This is a genomic window from Pseudomonas sp. LBUM1655, assembly GCF_059716085.1.
The window spans coordinates 1,053,516-1,068,199 of the sequence record NZ_CP166801.1 but is presented as its reverse complement, the minus strand read 5'-3'; the positions used below and the strand labels follow the sequence as shown (position 1 = coordinate 1,068,199).

Annotated in this window: 19 protein-coding genes; 11 read left to right on the top strand and 8 right to left on the bottom strand. The window is 58.6% G+C overall.

Annotated elements, in window-relative coordinates; genetic code table 11:
• Positions 1-404: 404 nt before the first annotated feature.
• The 5 genes from ACA074_RS04655 to ACA074_RS04635 form a co-directional block, all read right to left on the bottom strand.
• Positions 405-1,316 carry an SDR family oxidoreductase gene (locus ACA074_RS04655; protein WP_497678518.1) on the bottom strand — a complete coding sequence of 304 codons (912 nt, stop codon included), beginning with the start codon at positions 1,314-1,316 and terminating at the stop codon, positions 405-407.
• A gap of 159 nt (positions 1,317-1,475) precedes the next feature.
• Positions 1,476-2,378: an alpha/beta fold hydrolase gene (locus tag ACA074_RS04650; RefSeq protein ID WP_187676819.1), complete on the bottom strand. Its 903-nt coding sequence runs from the start codon at positions 2,376-2,378 to the stop codon at positions 1,476-1,478.
• A complete protein-coding gene (locus ACA074_RS04645; protein ID WP_187676818.1) occupies positions 2,378-3,160 on the bottom strand; it encodes a class II aldolase/adducin family protein in 783 nt (260 codons plus the stop codon). Before ACA074_RS04645 ends, ACA074_RS04650 begins: the two co-directional genes overlap by 1 nt.
• A gap of 131 nt (positions 3,161-3,291) precedes the next feature.
• Positions 3,292-3,978, bottom strand: coding sequence for an LrgB family protein (locus tag ACA074_RS04640; protein WP_497678517.1), 687 nt, complete (start codon positions 3,976-3,978; stop codon positions 3,292-3,294).
• Positions 3,968-4,354: a CidA/LrgA family protein gene (locus ACA074_RS04635; protein WP_497678516.1), complete on the bottom strand. Its 387-nt coding sequence runs from the start codon at positions 4,352-4,354 to the stop codon at positions 3,968-3,970. The genes ACA074_RS04640 and ACA074_RS04635 overlap by 11 nt, the downstream gene beginning before the upstream one ends.
• 98 nt (positions 4,355-4,452) lie before the next feature.
• On the opposite strand from ACA074_RS04635, the gene ACA074_RS04630 reads away from it, so the two are divergent.
• Positions 4,453-5,340, top strand: a complete 888-nt coding sequence (locus ACA074_RS04630; protein ID WP_401267915.1) for a LysR family transcriptional regulator — start codon at positions 4,453-4,455, stop codon at positions 5,338-5,340.
• Here ACA074_RS04630 and ACA074_RS04625 read toward each other — a convergent pair.
• On the bottom strand, positions 5,330-5,785 hold the full coding sequence (locus ACA074_RS04625; RefSeq protein WP_497678515.1) for a flavodoxin: 456 nt from the start codon (positions 5,783-5,785) through the stop codon (positions 5,330-5,332). The genes ACA074_RS04630 and ACA074_RS04625 overlap by 11 nt on opposite strands.
• 153 nt (positions 5,786-5,938) lie before the next feature.
• On the opposite strand from ACA074_RS04625, the gene ACA074_RS04620 reads away from it, so the two are divergent.
• Both ACA074_RS04620 and ACA074_RS04615 read left to right on the top strand, forming a co-directional pair.
• Complete coding sequence (locus ACA074_RS04620) at positions 5,939-6,415, top strand: PAS domain-containing protein (RefSeq protein ID WP_187676813.1); 477 nt, start codon at positions 5,939-5,941, stop codon at positions 6,413-6,415.
• A gap of 54 nt (positions 6,416-6,469) precedes the next feature.
• Positions 6,470-7,075 carry a hypothetical protein gene (locus tag ACA074_RS04615; protein WP_187676812.1) on the top strand — a complete coding sequence of 202 codons (606 nt, stop codon included), beginning with the start codon at positions 6,470-6,472 and terminating at the stop codon, positions 7,073-7,075.
• 3 nt (positions 7,076-7,078) lie between these two features.
• On the opposite strand, the gene ACA074_RS04610 is transcribed toward ACA074_RS04615, so the two are convergent.
• Positions 7,079-8,038, bottom strand: a complete 960-nt coding sequence (locus tag ACA074_RS04610) for a MerR family transcriptional regulator (RefSeq protein WP_401267918.1) — start codon at positions 8,036-8,038, stop codon at positions 7,079-7,081.
• Between the two features lie 187 nt (positions 8,039-8,225).
• Here ACA074_RS04610 and ACA074_RS04605 point away from each other — a divergent pair, with 187 nt between their 5' ends.
• The 6 genes from ACA074_RS04605 (at position 8,226) to ACA074_RS04580 (ending at position 11,232) form a co-directional block, all read left to right on the top strand.
• Positions 8,226-8,801, top strand: a complete 576-nt coding sequence (locus tag ACA074_RS04605; RefSeq protein ID WP_305441452.1) for a putative antibiotic biosynthesis monooxygenase — start codon at positions 8,226-8,228, stop codon at positions 8,799-8,801.
• A 70-nt stretch (positions 8,802-8,871) separates the two neighbouring features.
• Positions 8,872-9,582 carry a dihydromonapterin reductase gene (folM, locus tag ACA074_RS04600; protein ID WP_497616479.1) on the top strand — a complete coding sequence of 237 codons (711 nt, stop codon included), beginning with the start codon at positions 8,872-8,874 and terminating at the stop codon, positions 9,580-9,582.
• Between the two features lie 21 nt (positions 9,583-9,603).
• Complete coding sequence (gene folE / locus ACA074_RS04595) at positions 9,604-10,164, top strand: GTP cyclohydrolase I FolE (protein ID WP_187676808.1); 561 nt, start codon at positions 9,604-9,606, stop codon at positions 10,162-10,164.
• Positions 10,165-10,536 carry a dihydroneopterin triphosphate 2'-epimerase gene (gene folX, locus ACA074_RS04590; protein ID WP_053117178.1) on the top strand — a complete coding sequence of 124 codons (372 nt, stop codon included), beginning with the start codon at positions 10,165-10,167 and terminating at the stop codon, positions 10,534-10,536.
• 68 nt (positions 10,537-10,604) lie between these two features.
• Entirely contained in the window at positions 10,605-10,901 is a 297-nt protein-coding gene (locus tag ACA074_RS04585; RefSeq protein ID WP_187676807.1) for a DUF1244 domain-containing protein, read from the top strand.
• Positions 10,894-11,232 carry a HopJ type III effector protein gene (locus ACA074_RS04580; RefSeq protein ID WP_497678514.1) on the top strand — a complete coding sequence of 113 codons (339 nt, stop codon included), beginning with the start codon at positions 10,894-10,896 and terminating at the stop codon, positions 11,230-11,232. Before ACA074_RS04585 ends, ACA074_RS04580 begins: the two co-directional genes overlap by 8 nt.
• A gap of 102 nt (positions 11,233-11,334) precedes the next feature.
• Here ACA074_RS04580 and trxB read toward each other — a convergent pair whose 3' ends face one another.
• Positions 11,335-12,297 carry a thioredoxin-disulfide reductase gene (gene trxB / locus ACA074_RS04575; protein WP_497616475.1) on the bottom strand — a complete coding sequence of 321 codons (963 nt, stop codon included), beginning with the start codon at positions 12,295-12,297 and terminating at the stop codon, positions 11,335-11,337.
• A 311-nt stretch (positions 12,298-12,608) separates the two neighbouring features.
• Between trxB and cysZ the strand changes: the two genes are divergently transcribed.
• Together cysZ and ACA074_RS04565 are read left to right on the top strand one after the other, a co-directional pair.
• The gene (cysZ, locus tag ACA074_RS04570) at positions 12,609-13,361 is read left to right on the top strand and encodes a sulfate transporter CysZ (protein ID WP_187676805.1); all 753 of its coding nucleotides are present in this window, start codon (positions 12,609-12,611) and stop codon (positions 13,359-13,361) included.
• Positions 13,362-13,401: 40 nt separating this feature from the next.
• Positions 13,402-14,601, top strand: coding sequence for a glycosyltransferase family 4 protein (locus tag ACA074_RS04565; RefSeq protein WP_497678513.1), 1,200 nt, complete (start codon positions 13,402-13,404; stop codon positions 14,599-14,601).
• The last annotated feature ends 83 nt before the right edge of the window (positions 14,602-14,684 follow it).

The window sequence follows — 14,684 nt, the reverse complement described above, 5'->3', positions numbered from 1 at the left end:
GCTTTGCGCGAGTCATGAGTCGGCTGGATAGTTGATCATCAGCGCAACGCATGGTGCGAGGCACTGTTGCATGCCCCGTAACAGTGCATGTCCGGAATCGCTATTTTTCCTACAGATTCAAATCCGTATTCTGAGCGGGCTTTCACGGGATACGCCGCAAAGCCCCTAGCCTTGGCTACTGAGTAAATCAGGCCATTGCTGACAGATTTCAGATCAATCGAAGGTGTTCGGTTGATCACCCTGGTGTTCACTGACGTTGATTTGTAGCTCCTTGATCCAACGTCTTACCTTGGCCGCTGCGTTTGCAGCGGCCTTTTTTATGGGTGATGGATTTTGCCGGGAAGGGAGATTTTAGCGGGGAGATGGCAGGGCTCGACTGAGCCCTGTCGGTTGCTGCGCAGAAATCAGAGCGAATACTTCTGCAAATTCGCCATCATTTCCTTCAGCGCCTCGATATTGTCCTTCGGATGCGCCGCGCCTTCGAAATCACAAATCTGTTGCCAATGCGCCGCCACATCTTCCGGCGAAAATCCAACCCGTGGATCAAACCCGGCGCCCAAGCTGCGTTCCCAACGCACTTTGCCCATCCAGCCACCTCCGACCTCGAACAGCCCGGAAGTCTCTTGGCACTGCTCGCTCGCCAGGTACACCACCAACGGGCTGACCAGTTCCGGCTTCAGTTGCTCAAATACTTGCGGCGGGATCAGGCCTTCGGTCATACGCGTGCCGCCGGTTGGCGCGATGGCGTTGACGAGGATGTTGTTCTTGCGGCCTTCGATGGCCAGCGTACGGGTCAGGCCGTACAGACCCAGCTTGGCCATGCCGTAGTTGGACTGGCCGAAGTTGCCGTAGATGCCTGAAGTGGAAGCCGTGAAGATCACGCGACCATAGTTTTGCTCTCGAAGGTGCGGCCACGCGGCGCGGGTAACTTTGTAGGCGCCTTCGACGTGAACGCGATAGACCAGATCCCAGTCAGCGTCTTCCATTTTATGGAAGGTCTTGTCGCGCAGGATCCCGGCGTTGTTGACCACTACGTCGACACGGCCGAAGACGTCGAGAGCGTTCTGTACGAGTTTGTCGCCGTCGGTGACCGAGTCGTGGTTGGCTTCGGCGATGCCGCCGGCTTCGCGAATTTCCGCGACCACTCGGTCGGCCGCAGAAGCGTTGGCGCCTTCGCCCTGAGTGGAGCCGCCGAGGTCATTGACCAGCACTTTGGCGCCCTGTCTGGCGAACAACAATGCGTGTGCGCGTCCGAGGCCACCACCGGCTCCGGTGACGATTACGACTTTATCTTCGAAACGCACAGACTCATTCATCACGGCAACTCCAGCAGGCCCAGGGACAGTTCTCCGAGTGTCAGGCACGGGGCTTTCGGTCACAACAAACACGGCTGGGGCTGAATGGTGCGCGATAAGGCTGGGGGATGATGCGGAGCCAGATCAATAGATCGCCGCCGTCTGCGATCTATAGACCTTTCAGGAACACGCTACTTTGCGCGGTGGCAGCACGAAGCGTTCGCGAAACGCCAGGTAATGCTTGAGCACCTGCGCCGGCGCTTCGGTCTGCGGATAGTGGCCGATGCCTGGCAACAGCACGGTGTCTGCATCGGCAATCAGTTCGCGGTAACGCTCGACCATGTGAACGCCAGAGATCGGATCGACTTCACCATCGATTACCCGCAACGGCACTTCACCGCGCTGCATCGCCGCCACCCAGCGGTCACGTTGCACGCGGCGCTCAGGAATGTAGCCGATCAGTTTGTGCATGATCCGCGGGCCGTGATTGCTGTCGATCAGGCTCCAAAAATCATCCAGTTCGCTTTCGCTTGGGCCGGTCTGCGGGCCGAAGATCTGGCGGAAGCTTTTCACCAGCGCGTCGCGGGTAAACGCGCGGCCGATCATCCAGCCCAATGGGCTGAGCAGCAGTTTTTGCATTAATACGGGGCGATGGGTCTCCGGGAACAACCCACCGTTGAGAAACACGCAACTGGCAACCTCGATCTGCTCTTCGTAATGCCGCGCGAGCAGTTCCTGCGCGACGCTATCGCCATAGTCGTGAGCGAGGATGTGCACCGGTTGCTCGACCTGCAAATGTGCAAGCAACGCCTGTTGCAGATCGGCCTGCTCAAGAAGGCTGTAGCTGTGATTGACCGGTTTGGCCGAATCGCCGAAACCGAGCATGTCGCAAGCGATCACCCGATAACGCTGGGCCAGTGGCTGCCACAGGTAATGCCAGTCCCAACTGGCGGTCGGGAAGCCGTGGATCAGCAGCAGCGGCTCGCCCTGCCCCGTCGTCCAGTAACGGATCGGCTGGCCACGAAAGACAAACGTCTGGCTGCGTTTGCGCCAGACACACAGAGGAATCTCGGCAAGAGGCATTAGAGTTTATATCCGGGGTCTTGTTTATCGAGTTTGCGCAGCAGCGCCGGCCAGGCCAGCGCGCCACCCATGCCTTGAGCACTTTTGGTGACGCCGGCGATCATCGCCTTGGCGCCCGCCAGAATCTGCGGTTCGATGGCGATGAGTTCAGCGCCGCCGGTCTGCGCCATCACCTGGATGTCGCAGGCGCGCTGGAAGGTGAACATCATCAGAAAGGTATCGGCGATGGTGCCGCCACAAGTCAGCAGACCGTGGTTGTGCAGCATCAGGAAATTGTTCTCGCCCAGGTCGGATTGCAAGCGCGCCTTCTCTTCGTGGTTAAGCGCAACACCTTCATAGCCGTGATAGGCCAGGCTCGACAGCACGAACAATGATTGCTGGCTAATCGGCAACACGCCCTGCTTCTGCGCCGACACCGCCACACCCGAGGCCGTGTGTGTATGCAGCACGCAAACCACATCGTGCCGTACTTCGTGTACGGCGCTGTGAATGGTGTAACCCGCCGGGTTGATTTCGTAAGGGCTGTCCATGAGTTTATTGCCGGCCTGATCGACTTTCACCAGGCTCGACGCAGTGATTTCGTGGAACATCAGGCCGAACGGATTGATCAGGAAATCTTCGGTGCCCGGCACCTTGGCGGAAATATGGGTGAAGATCAGATCGTCCCAGCCATGCAATGCGACCAGACGATAACAGGCGGCGAGATCGACTCGGGTCTGCCATTCCGCGGCGCTGACCTGGTCTTTGACATTAAGGGACGATTGGACGGGGGCTACGCTCACTGTATGCACCTCTGCGTTCTTCTTGTTTTACACGTCTGTGCAGTCTAGTCAGGCGCAGTCGATCGCGTAGTTGCATTGCCAGCCAGCTTGATGACTGAGCGGGTCAGCAACGCAAACACCTTGGATCCAGGTCAAAGCAACGACGCCAACAACGGCGCGGCGAACAGGTTGAGCAACCCGGTCAACACCATCACCAGACCCGCCACAGAGCCTTCTTCGCCGCCGACTTCATGCGCCCGACTGACACCAGCACCGTGCGCGCCGACACCGAACAGCGCGCCACGCGCCAAGGCGCTGCGCAACGGCAACCACTTCAAAAGCACGCCACCCAGCATCGCACCGAATACGCCAGTGAACATCACGAACACTGCGGTCAATTCCGGCACTCCACCCAAGTCCTGCGCCAGCGGCATGGCGAACGGCGTGGTGATCGAACGCGGCACCAGTGACATCGTTACCGAACTGTCCAGCGCCAATGCCTTGGCCAGAACGAACGAAGTGCCGATCGATGCCGCACTGCCGGCCACCATGCCCAGCAGCAATGCTGACCAGTGTCGCATCAGCAGGCGCCGCTGCTGCCAGATCGGCACGGCGAAGGCGACGGTGACTGGCCCGAGCACCAGCATCAGCCAATGGGTGTTGCTCGAATATTCGGCGTAAGCAGTGTGCAGCGGCACGGCGAGCGCCAGCAGCAGCACCGGTACCAGAATCAGCGGTGACAACAGGTATCGCCCGGTGCGGCGATAAATCCAGCGGCTGAACAGGTACGTCAACAGGGTGAAGGCGAGCCAGAACATCGGCATCAGTTCAAGCTTCATGGGAACGCCTCATGCGGACAGCCAACTCCACGGTGAACGCCGTCACCAGCATCACCATCAATGTGCTGGCGGCGATTACCAGCAGAATCCGCCAGCCGTCATTGCGCAACAGCGCGCCGTAATCCAGCAGGCTCATAAGCGCCGGAATGAAAAACAGCAACATCTCGGCCATCAGTAAGCCTGCGCCCAGTTGCAGCGCTGCGGGTTTGATCCAGCCAAAGGCGAACGTCAGCAGCAACAGCGCCATGCCGATCACGCCACCGGGAATCGGCAGGGCCAGCCACGTGGCGAGTTGGCAGCCGAGCAGGTAGAGGCCGAGCAACACGGCCAGCTCGGCGAATAAACGGGAAAGATACTTAAGGGTGGCGACGTTCATATGGTTTTGCTCCTGACTGGAGCTCATTTTACGAAGCGACCTCCCATCCCCGAAGCGAATTGTTAGACTCAAAGCCATTCCAAAACGGAATCAGGCGAATGGAATTCAAACAACTACGCAGTTTTGTCGAAGTCATGCATCAGGGCGGGTTTACTCAAGCCGCGAAAACCCTGCACATCAGTCAATCGGCGGTGAGTAAACAAGTTGCGCAACTGGAACAGAGCCTCGGCACGCCGTTGCTCGAACGGCTGGGTTCACAGTTGCGCCTGACCGCCGCCGGCAGCGTGGTACTGCAACGGGCCGAAGGCATGCTGCGCTTACGCAATGAGTTGCTCGTTGAACTGGACGACCTCAGTCATCTGGCCCGTGGCGAATTACGCCTCGGTTTGCCACTGCTGGGCAGTGATGCACTGTTTGCCGGACTGTTTGCCGAATACCGCCGACGCTACCCGAACATCAGCATTCAGTTGCTTGAGGGGGGTAGTCGCAACATTGAGCAAGCGGTGTTGAGCGGTGAACTGGAGTTGGGCGGCAGCCTGTTGCCGAAAGATCCACAGTTCGACTTTCAGCCGTTCTGCGACGAGAAACTCGACGCCCTGTTACCGATGGATCACCCATTGGCGACACGGGGTGAGATTGGTCTGGAGGAGTTGGCCGACACGCCGTTTCTGCTGTATCAGCGCAGCTTTGTGCTCAACGACCGTTTGCTGCAGGCCTGTCAGCAACTGGGTTTCACACCCAAAGAAGGTGGACGCAGTGGTCAAGCGGATTTTCTCGCGGCACTGGTGGCTGCCGGGCAAGGCGTGGTGCTGTTGCCCAGCGTGGTCGCGCGCGGCCTGGTGCGACCCGGCGTGGTGCGCCTGACCTTGCGAGCGCCGGACTATTTGCGCTGGGACATCGCGTTCATCTGGCGTCAGGGCGCTTATCTGTCGAACGCTGCACAAGCCTGGCTGGCCCTGGTGCGCGAGCGGCCGATCAACCCTTGAGTGTATCGATCAGCTGCGCCAACCAAGGCTCGGCGTCGGTTTCCGGGGTGACGCTTTCGCTGGCGTCGATACGCAGCATGTCCTGCGCTTCACGCAGGCCAAGCTCGGCGAACAGTTCACGCATTTGCTCACCGCCACCGCAAAAGGTATCGCCGTAGCTGGCATCGCCCAAGGCAATCACTGCGCCCGGCAAACCGCGCCAGGCGGCCGGCAATTGATCACGAATGGTCGAATACAGCGCTTGCAGATTGTCCGGCAATTCGCCCATGCCGGTGGTAGAAGTCACCGCGAGAAACGCTTCAGGCGCGAAAGACTGGATATCGGCCAGGCTGGCGCGCGGGTTGTAGAAGGTTTCAAAGCCGGCGGCTTTCAGCAGGTTCTGGGCGTGGCGGGCGACTTCTTCGGCGGTGCCGTAGACCGAACCGGAGAGGATGGCGACTTTCATCAATCTGATCCTGAAACTTAAAAAATGAGCGGCGATATTAACAGCCTGAGCCAAGAAGTTGCGATTGGCTCTCAATGCGCATTGCTGACCTGTAGACAGCTTCCACTGATCTTTTAAAATGCCTGCCACTGACAACTCTGAAAGGATTCAAAGATGATCAACGCCAGTCTGCTGCAATTGGTAATCAACGCATCAAACGACGGAATTGTGGTCGCGGAGAAGGAAGGTGAACAGGACAACATCCTGATTTACGTCAATCCGGCCTTCGAACGCATGACCGGTTACACCAGCGAGGAAATTCTCTATCAGGACTGCCGCTTTCTGCAGGCCGGAGACCGGGATCAAGAAAGTCTGGAGCTGATTCGCGAAACACTGCGCCGCAATGGTTCATGCCGGGAAATCCTGCGCAACTATCGCAAGGACGGCACGCCGTTCTGGAATGAACTGTCGGTGTCAACGGTGAAAAACGCCGATGACGGGCAGACGTACTTTATCGGGGTACAAAAGGACGTGACCGTTCAGGTCAAGGCACAGCAAAGAGTGGCGCAGTTGGAGGCGCAGGTCGCGGCCCTGCAAAGTGAACTGGCTGCCTTGAAAGCGACGAACGGCGCAAACAAAACAGCGAACTGATGGTCAGTAACTACAATCACCAATGACTTTGTAACTATTACTTTCGAGCGCACCATGCAACGCGACGCCCTCCTGACCCAGGATGAGCTGGATTTCATCCAGACCATGCAGCACAACCCGCAATTGAACGTGCGGGATGCGACGTCGAGTCTATTGGTTAATGGTGGTTCGCAGATCCGTGATTTGCTCACGCGCCTGGCCGCTCATGAGCAAGTCACCATTCAGGCCAATTTCGAAAATCAACAGATGACTTTTCCACTGCACTTGGTGGAAGACGAGTTTCATGCGCTACACCTGCGCCTCGGCGTGCCGAGCATTTACGAAGACGGCCCGATGGTGCGCCCATGGCGGCTTACCCTCGAAGAGCCGGTGGCGCTGGAAAACGCCAAAGGCCAACCGGGCACGATGTGGGTTCACGAGGTTTCGCACAAAGGCGTACTGCTGGAAATGCGCAACAAGACCAAACCCCCCAAGCATTTCGCGTTGTGGTTCAGCCCTTCCGGCTATGAGCGGATTTCACTGCGCGGCCAATTCGAACGGGAAACCGAAAGCGGTTTCTACGCCTACGAACTGAGCCAAAGCGATGCGGATGAAACCGAACGCCTGCGCCAGTTCATTCTGCAACAACACCGCCTGACCCATCCCGCCCTGCACACCTGAGCCTCAGGTATCGAGCTTGCCTGCCAGTATCTGCATCAGACGCTGACGCATCGTCGCCCCTTCGTTGCCAACACAACCAATCGAAGTTCCGCTGAGGCTTTCCTGTGCCAGATCGGATGCATCCCCCGCCAGCAGCAACTGACAATCAAGACTCAAGGCCAACCGATTCAAACGCCGTGGCAATTCCGCAGCCGGTGCGTGATTGGAAAACAGCACCAGAGCCTGTGGCTTGATTTTCTCGCAAACCAGCGTCAACTCATCGAACGGCTGGCCGGTGGTGAGCACCCGCACGCCCGAATCGCTGCTACTGAGAAACAGCGCTGCCACCAGCAATTCAAGTTCGCGGCACTGACCGGCCAGGGCACTGACAATGATCTTGCGCGGCTGTGAGCCGCGCAGAACGATGATTCGCTGCAGCACTCGCGCGCGCAGGTATCCATCGAGAAACAGCCACTCACTGGTTTGCCCAAAGGCTTCCTGACGCTGCAGCAATTGCCGCCAGAGCGGCATCAAGATGTCTTGAAACACGACCGGCAAAGCGTACGAAGAAAAGATCTGACCATAAACCCGATCCAGTTCGAAATCGTCGAAAGCACTGACCGCACGTTGCAACTGGTGCTGCCATTGCTGGTAGTCGGCCTGCACCAAATCATCGGGGATGATGTGTGCGAGCACCTTCAGCGGTTCGGTTTTAGCGAGGATCTTGCCAATCTTGCTGACCGCCACACCTCGGTCGATCCAATCGACGATGCTGCGAACGCGCTCGATATCTGACATCGAATACAAACGATGCCCACTTTCGGTGCGCGTCGGTTGAATCAAACCATAGCGTCGCTCCCAAGCGCGCAGGGTGACCGGGTTGACACCGGTCAACCGTGAAACTTCCCGAATGGGGAAAAGATCTTCGCGCTCGAGCGCAACAGATGCCTGCGAGGCAGGGCTGACGTCCGTCATGACAGGCATAGTACGTTCAACGTCCTTGTGGGCTTGGATCCTATTCTAACCCCGCGATGATCTGCGACGAAAGCCACTGGTTTAATCAGGAAAATAAGGAATAATCCTTGCTAGTTGAAATACGCAAGCCACTACCCCGGCCTGCGTCAGGCGAAACTCCTACCCGGAGCGACGCACCGAGATACGGAGATACATAATGTCTACTTCACCCGTTACGCTAATGGTCGCGCGCCGCGTCGCCGATGGCCGCTATCAGGATCTGATCATCTGGCTGCGCGAAGGCGAACAATTGGCCACCGACTTTCCTGGCTATCTGGGCTCCGGCGTGCTCGCCCCGCCGCCCGGCGATAACGAATTCCAGATCATTTTCCGCTTTGTCGATGAGCAGACTTTGCATGCGTGGGAGCATTCGGCTTCGCGTACAGCGTGGCTGGACCGTGGCAGCGATCTGTTTGCACACCCGAAAGAACACCGCGTCAGCGGCATCGAGGGCTGGTTCGGAACGGGCGCAATCGGTGCACGTCCGCCGCGCTGGAAACAGGCCGTTGCGATCTGGCTGGCGTTCTTTCCGGTATCACTGCTGTTCAACTTTGTCCTCGGCCCGCTCCTCGCAGACATGAGTCTGTTGCCACGGGTGTTGATCAGCACGGCCTGCCTGACGCCACTGATGGTTTACTTCTTTATTCCCTTGTCGACACGGTTGTTGGCGAACTGGTTGAACGGTGCGCCAACGCGCCCCTTGCCTGTTACGCCGTCAACACAAAATCGTTAAGGCAAGCCGCCGTAGTTCCACGGCACGCGTCGCTGGTATAGTTTCGCTCCAACCGCGATGCGAGCCACTCATGACCACAAATTGCGCCCCGATCCTGATCACCGGTGCCGGCCAGCGCGTCGGTCTGCATTGCGCGCAACGTTTGCTGGAAGACGGCCACCCGGTGATCTTCACCTACCGCAGCGAACGTCCCGGCGTGCAAATGCTGCGGGATCTGGGTGCCGTTGGTGTATTTGCAGACTTTTCCAGCGAAACGACCATCCTGGCATTCATCGCTGAATTGAAAACCCTCACCGTCAGCCTGCGGGCGATCGTGCACAACGCCTCCGAATGGCTGGCGGAAACTCCGGACAGTGAAGCCGAAGCGTTCAGCCGCATGTTCAACATTCACATGCTCGCTCCCTACCTGATCAACCTGCACTGCGCCGGTTTGCTCCAGCAATCGACGCCCGCCGACATCATCCACATCAGCGACGATGTCACCCGCAAGGGCAGCAGCAAGCACATCGGTTACTGCGCGAGCAAAGCCGGGCTCGACAGCCTGACCCTGTCCTTCGCCGCCCGCTACGCGCCAGCAATCAAGGTCAACGGCATCGCGCCGGCCCTGCTATTGTTCAATCCCGACGACGACGCGGCGTACCGCGCCAAGGCACTGGCCAAATCCGCGCTGGGCATCGAACCCGGCAGCGAAGTGATCTACCAAAGCCTGCGCTATCTGCTCGATAACCCGTATGTAACCGGCACGACCCTGACCGTCAACGGCGGGCGGCACGTCAAATAACCCCGCCCGCGAGGATGTTCCATGACCCGCTCCCTGCCCGAGAATTACCGCGAAATCCTCATCGGCCTCGGTGAAGACCCCGACCGCGAAGGATTACTCGACACTCCGGTACGTGCGGCCAAGGCCATGCAATACCTGTGTCACGGTTATGAGCAGAGCGTCGACGCGATCGTCAATGGCGCACTGTTTGCTTCGGACAGCGATGAGATGATCATCGTCGCGGACATCGAGTTGTACTCGTTATGCGAACATCACCTGCTGCCCTTCATCGGCAAGGCCCATGTGGCGTATATTCCGACCGGCAAAGTGTTGGGGTTGTCGAAGATCGCGCGACTGGTGGACATGTTCGCCCGACGCCTGCAGATCCAGGAGAATCTCACCCGGCAAATCGCCGATGCGGTGCAACAGGTCACTGATGCCGCCGGCGTCGCCGTGGTCATCGAGGCCAGACACATGTGCATGATGATGCGCGGTGTCGAGAAACAGAATTCGACCATGAACACCTCGGTCATGCTTGGCGCTTTTCGCGACTCGAGCAACACCCGCCAGGAGTTCCTGCAATTGATTGGACGGAGCAAATAAATGCCACAACTTCAACCGGGAATGGCGCGCATCCGGGTCAAGGATCTGCGCTTGCGCACCTTTATCGGGATCAACGAGGACGAGATCCTCAACAAGCAGGATGTGCTGATCAACGTCACCATTCTGTACGCCGCGCAGGAAGCGGTGCGTGATAACGACATCGACCATGCACTCAATTACCGCACCATCACCAAGGCGATCATCGCCCACGTCGAGGGCAACCGCTTTGCGCTGCTTGAACGACTGACTCAGGAATTGCTCGACCTGGTGATGAGCAACGGTTCAGTGCTGTACGCCGAAGTCGAAGTCGACAAGCCGCACGCGCTGCGTTTTGCCGAATCGGTGTCGATCACCCTCGCCGCCAGCCGCTGAGCGAGTCTGGCGCATTGGTCGCCAGACTTTTATCATCCGCGCCACGTATTGACTGCACAGAGCCCATCATGACCGAGCAACAACGCCTCGAACTCGAAGCCGCCGCCTTCCGCCGGCTGGTTGCGCACCTGGACAGCCGCAAGGACGTACAGAACATCGACCTGATGAACCTTGCCGGGTTCTGCCGCAACTGCCTGTCGAAGTGGTACAAGGCCGAAGCCGACGAACGTCAGATCGAAGTCAGCCTCGACGACGCCCGCGAAGTGGTTTACGGCATGCCGTACGCCGAGTGGAAAGCCCAGTTTCAGCAAGAAGCCAACGCCGAACAACAAGCAGCGTTCGCCAAAGGAAAACCCAATGAGTGATCTCAACACCCTGCGCGCCAGCCTCAAAAGCGGCGAACACGTTTTCGCCGACACCCTGGCCTTCATAGCCGCCGGTTACGACTACCAGCCTCAGGCATTCAACAACGGTGGCGTGGAAAACGCCGCCGGGCAGAACGAAGGTTCGTGCAAGACCCTGGGTCTGGCGCTGCTGGAAGGCTTGAGCCATGAGGAAGCGCTGCTGGCGTTTGGCGAACATTACCGTTCGGTGGTGGCCACGCCTGAGGGCAGTGATCACGGCAATATTCGTGCGTTGATCGCTAGTGGTCTGGCCGGTGTGAAGTTCACCGCGCCGCCCCTGACCCGCCGCTAATCTCAGCCCCATTACATTCCCTGTGGGAGCGAGCTTGCTCGCTCCCACATTTGAATGAACATAAAAAAACCGGCCGAAGCCGGTTTTTTTATGCCTGCGATCTTAGAACGAAGCGTTCTGCAGACCGTCCAGGTAACGCTCGGTGTCCAGTGCCGCCATGCAGCCAGCGCCAGCCGAGGTGATGGCCTGACGGTAAACGTGGTCAGCCACGTCACCGGCGGCGAAGATGCCTTCAACGCTGGTCGCGGTGGCGTTGCCGTCACGGCCGCCCTGCACTACCAGATAACCGTCTTTGAGGGTCAACTGACCTTCGAACAGCGAAGTGTTCGGGGTGTGGCCAATGGCGATGAACACGCCGTCGACTTTGATCTCGTCGAAGCTGGCGTCGTTGTTCTTCAGACGCGCACCGGTCACACCCATGTTGTCGCCCAGGACTTCGTCCAGATTGGCGTTCAACTTGAGGATGATCTTGCCTTCAGCCACACGGGCATTGAGCTTGTCGATCAGGATCTTCTCGGCGCGGAAGGTTTCGCGACGGTGGATCAGGGTCACGGTGCTGGCGATGTTGGCCAGGTACAGCGCTTCTTCAACAGCGGTGTTGCCGCCACCGACCACTGCAACAGGCTTGTTGCGATAGAAGAAACCGTCGCAGGTCGCGCAGGCCGAAACGCCTTTGCCCATGAACGCTTCTTCCGACGGCAGGCCCAGGTAACGAGCGCTGGCGCCGGTGGCGATGATCAGGGCGTCGCAAGTGTAGGTCGCGCTGTCGCCAGTCAGGCTGTACGGCTTGGAAGCGAAGTCCACGGCGTTGATGTGATCAAAGACGATCTCGGTTTCAAAACGCTCGGCGTGCTCGCGCATACGCTCCATCAGCACCGGGCCGGTGAGACCGTGAACATCGCCCGGCCAGTTGTCGACTTCGGTGGTGGTGGTCAGCTGACCGCCAGCCTGCATGCCGGTGATCAGCAGTGGCTTGAGGTTGGCACGGGCGGCATAGACCGCAGCGCTGTACCCGGCAGGGCCGGAACCGAGAATAATCACTCGCGAATGACGGACTTCAGACATGACCTGCTCCTGTTGACCGGGCCGAAAAACTGGCGCGGAACGCCGGACTGCCGGCGGGAATAAAAAAGGACCGTGGATAACCTTGGGGAAGGTATGAGCTCGACAGTCCTGTAAAAAGTTGGGTGCAGCGTATCGAGGGGGGCAAGATTAAGGAAATACGGTTTAACAATCCAGCTCATAGGTGGTCTCTATGCCGACACACTGACGAGATGGACGTCTTTGTTACAGTGGATGTCGATCACTCTGCCGCGCTTTCGCAGCCATTGCAAAGTCGGTAAGGTCGGCGCGTTTTCCCTTGCTCGGAGCACCTTATGCCCGCCCCTGTTCTGTCCGGCCCGCAATACCTGCGCGAAGGCCTCAAACTGGTCCTTAGCCCCAGCCTGCGATTGTTTGTGCTGCTGCCGCTGGCCATCAACCTGGTGCTGTTCGTCGGATTGATCTATCTGGCCGGCCACCAGTTCAGCCTGTGGGTCGATACGCTGATGCCGTCGCTGCCCGAATGGCTGAGCTTTCTCAGCTACATCCTGTGGCCGCTGTTTGTCGTGCTCGTCGCACTGATGGTGTTTTTCAGCTTCACCATGCTCGCCAACATCATTGCAGCGCCCTTCAACGGCTTCCTCGCGGAAAAGGTCGAAGTGGTGGTACGCGGCACCGATGACTTCCCGGCGTTCAGCTGGGGCGAACTGATCGCGATGGTCCCGCGTACCCTCGCCCGAGAAATGCGCAAGCTTGGCTACTTCCTGCCGCGTGCGATCGGATTGTTCATTCTCTCGTTCATCCCGGTAGTGAACATCATCGCCGCGCCCCTGTGGCTATTGTTTGGCGTGTGGATGATGGCGATCCAGTACATCGACTACCCGGCGGATAACCACAAACTGGGCTGGAACGAAATGCTCGCCTGGCTGCGGCAGAAACGCTGGCAGAGCATGAGCTTTGGCGGGATCGTTTATCTGGTGCTGCTGATTCCGGTGGTCAACATCTTGATGATGCCCGCCGCCGTGGCCGGAGCGACTTTGTTCTGGGTACGTGAGCGTGGTGCCGAGAATCTGGTGACTCAGCGCTAGACCCGTCACAAATCCATCATCCGAATGTCACAAGCACGACATGGCCTCAGCCGACACTGAGGTCATGACGACAGCTCTGCACATCACTCTGATCACCGAAACCTTCCCACCGGAAATCAACGGTGTGGCCAACACCCTTGGCCGCCTGTGCGATGGATTGCGCGCACGTGGGCATCAGGTCGAATTGGTGCGTCCACGTCAGGCCGACGATCCACAGCGCAATGAAGACGACGCCCTGCTGCTGTGCCGGGGTTGGCCGTTACCGGGCTATCCTGGGCTGCAATGGGGTCAATCGTCGATGCATAAACTGCTACGACGGTGGAAGCGCCAGCGCCCGGATGTGCTGTATATCGCGACTGAAGGGCCGCTGGGTTTGTCGGCGTTGCGGGCAGCACGGCGACTGGGAATCTCGGTAGTCAGCGGCTTTCATACGAATTTCCAGCAATACACCAGTCAGTACGGCCTTGGTCTGTTGACCCGCATGCTGACGCACTATCTGCGCTGGTTTCACAACCGTTCGGCGCTGACGCTGGTGCCGAGCGTGAGCCAGCGCCTGGAGCTGGAGCGTCGGCATTTCGAGCGTCTGGCGCTACTGTCCCGAGGTGTGGACAGCCAGTTGTTTCATCCGGCCAAGCGTTTGAACGCTCTGCGTGAGCAATGGGGATTGGGCGAGCGAGACATTGCGGTGATTCATGTAGGACGGCTCGCGCCGGAGAAAAACCTTGGCTTGCTCAAACGCAGCTTCGAAAAACTGCGAAGCACTTATCCACAGCGCAATCTGAAGCTGATCGTGGTCGGCGACGGGCCGCAACGAATGGCATTGGAAAAGGATCTGCCCGACGCGATCTTCTGCGGCTCACAGCGCGGTGAAGCGTTGGCGGCGCACTATGCGTCGGGCGATGTGTTTCTGTTTCCGAGCCTGACCGAAACCTTTGGCAACGTCGTGCTGGAAGCACTGGCCTCAGGACTTGGGATGATCGCTTACGATCAGGCAGCAGCGGCGCAGCATATTCGCCATGGCTACAACGGCGTGCTGGCGATGCCCGGCGATGAAGAAGCGTTTTGCGATGCGGCGGCGTGGTTGCTTGAGGAAGAAGAAACGTTACGTTGCGTGCGCCTGAATGCCCGGCAGCATGCGAGTCGCCAAGGGTGGGCGGCGATCATTGAGCAGTTTGAAAGTCACTTGCGGGGGGCGTGTGTGGGGGAGCAGGTGGTGCCGAATGCTCAGACATTGCCCTGAATCTTTACTGACAGTGAAGGCGTCATCGCGAGCAGGCTCACTCCTACATTGATCGCATTTCATAAGGAAGAACACGGTCAATG

Bases quoted from the DNA above. Each gene is read 5' to 3' on its own strand.
- ACA074_RS04655 (WP_497678518.1), bottom strand. From the start codon at position 1,316: ATGAATGAGTCTGTGCGTTTCGAAGATAAAGTCGTAATCGTCACCGGA.
- ACA074_RS04650 (WP_187676819.1), bottom strand. From the start codon at position 2,378: ATGCCTCTTGCCGAGATTCCTCTGTGTGTCTGGCGCAAACGCAGCCAG.
- ACA074_RS04640 (WP_497678517.1), bottom strand. From the start codon at position 3,978: ATGAAGCTTGAACTGATGCCGATGTTCTGGCTCGCCTTCACCCTGTTG.
- ACA074_RS04635 (WP_497678516.1), bottom strand. From the start codon at position 4,354: ATGAACGTCGCCACCCTTAAGTATCTTTCCCGTTTATTCGCCGAGCTG.
- ACA074_RS04630 (WP_401267915.1), top strand. From the start codon at position 4,453: ATGGAATTCAAACAACTACGCAGTTTTGTCGAAGTCATGCATCAGGGC.
- ACA074_RS04625 (WP_497678515.1), bottom strand. From the start codon at position 5,785: ATGAAAGTCGCCATCCTCTCCGGTTCGGTCTACGGCACCGCCGAAGAA.
- ACA074_RS04620 (WP_187676813.1), top strand. From the start codon at position 5,939: ATGATCAACGCCAGTCTGCTGCAATTGGTAATCAACGCATCAAACGAC.
- ACA074_RS04615 (WP_187676812.1), top strand. From the start codon at position 6,470: ATGCAACGCGACGCCCTCCTGACCCAGGATGAGCTGGATTTCATCCAG.
- ACA074_RS04610 (WP_401267918.1), bottom strand. From the start codon at position 8,038: ATGCCTGTCATGACGGACGTCAGCCCTGCCTCGCAGGCATCTGTTGCG.
- ACA074_RS04605 (WP_305441452.1), top strand. From the start codon at position 8,226: ATGTCTACTTCACCCGTTACGCTAATGGTCGCGCGCCGCGTCGCCGAT.
- folM (WP_497616479.1), top strand. From the start codon at position 8,872: ATGACCACAAATTGCGCCCCGATCCTGATCACCGGTGCCGGCCAGCGC.
- folE (WP_187676808.1), top strand. From the start codon at position 9,604: ATGACCCGCTCCCTGCCCGAGAATTACCGCGAAATCCTCATCGGCCTC.
- folX (WP_053117178.1), top strand. From the start codon at position 10,165: ATGCCACAACTTCAACCGGGAATGGCGCGCATCCGGGTCAAGGATCTG.
- ACA074_RS04585 (WP_187676807.1), top strand. From the start codon at position 10,605: ATGACCGAGCAACAACGCCTCGAACTCGAAGCCGCCGCCTTCCGCCGG.
- ACA074_RS04580 (WP_497678514.1), top strand. From the start codon at position 10,894: ATGAGTGATCTCAACACCCTGCGCGCCAGCCTCAAAAGCGGCGAACAC.
- trxB (WP_497616475.1), bottom strand. From the start codon at position 12,297: ATGTCTGAAGTCCGTCATTCGCGAGTGATTATTCTCGGTTCCGGCCCT.
- cysZ (WP_187676805.1), top strand. From the start codon at position 12,609: ATGCCCGCCCCTGTTCTGTCCGGCCCGCAATACCTGCGCGAAGGCCTC.
- ACA074_RS04565 (WP_497678513.1), top strand. From the start codon at position 13,402: ATGGCCTCAGCCGACACTGAGGTCATGACGACAGCTCTGCACATCACT.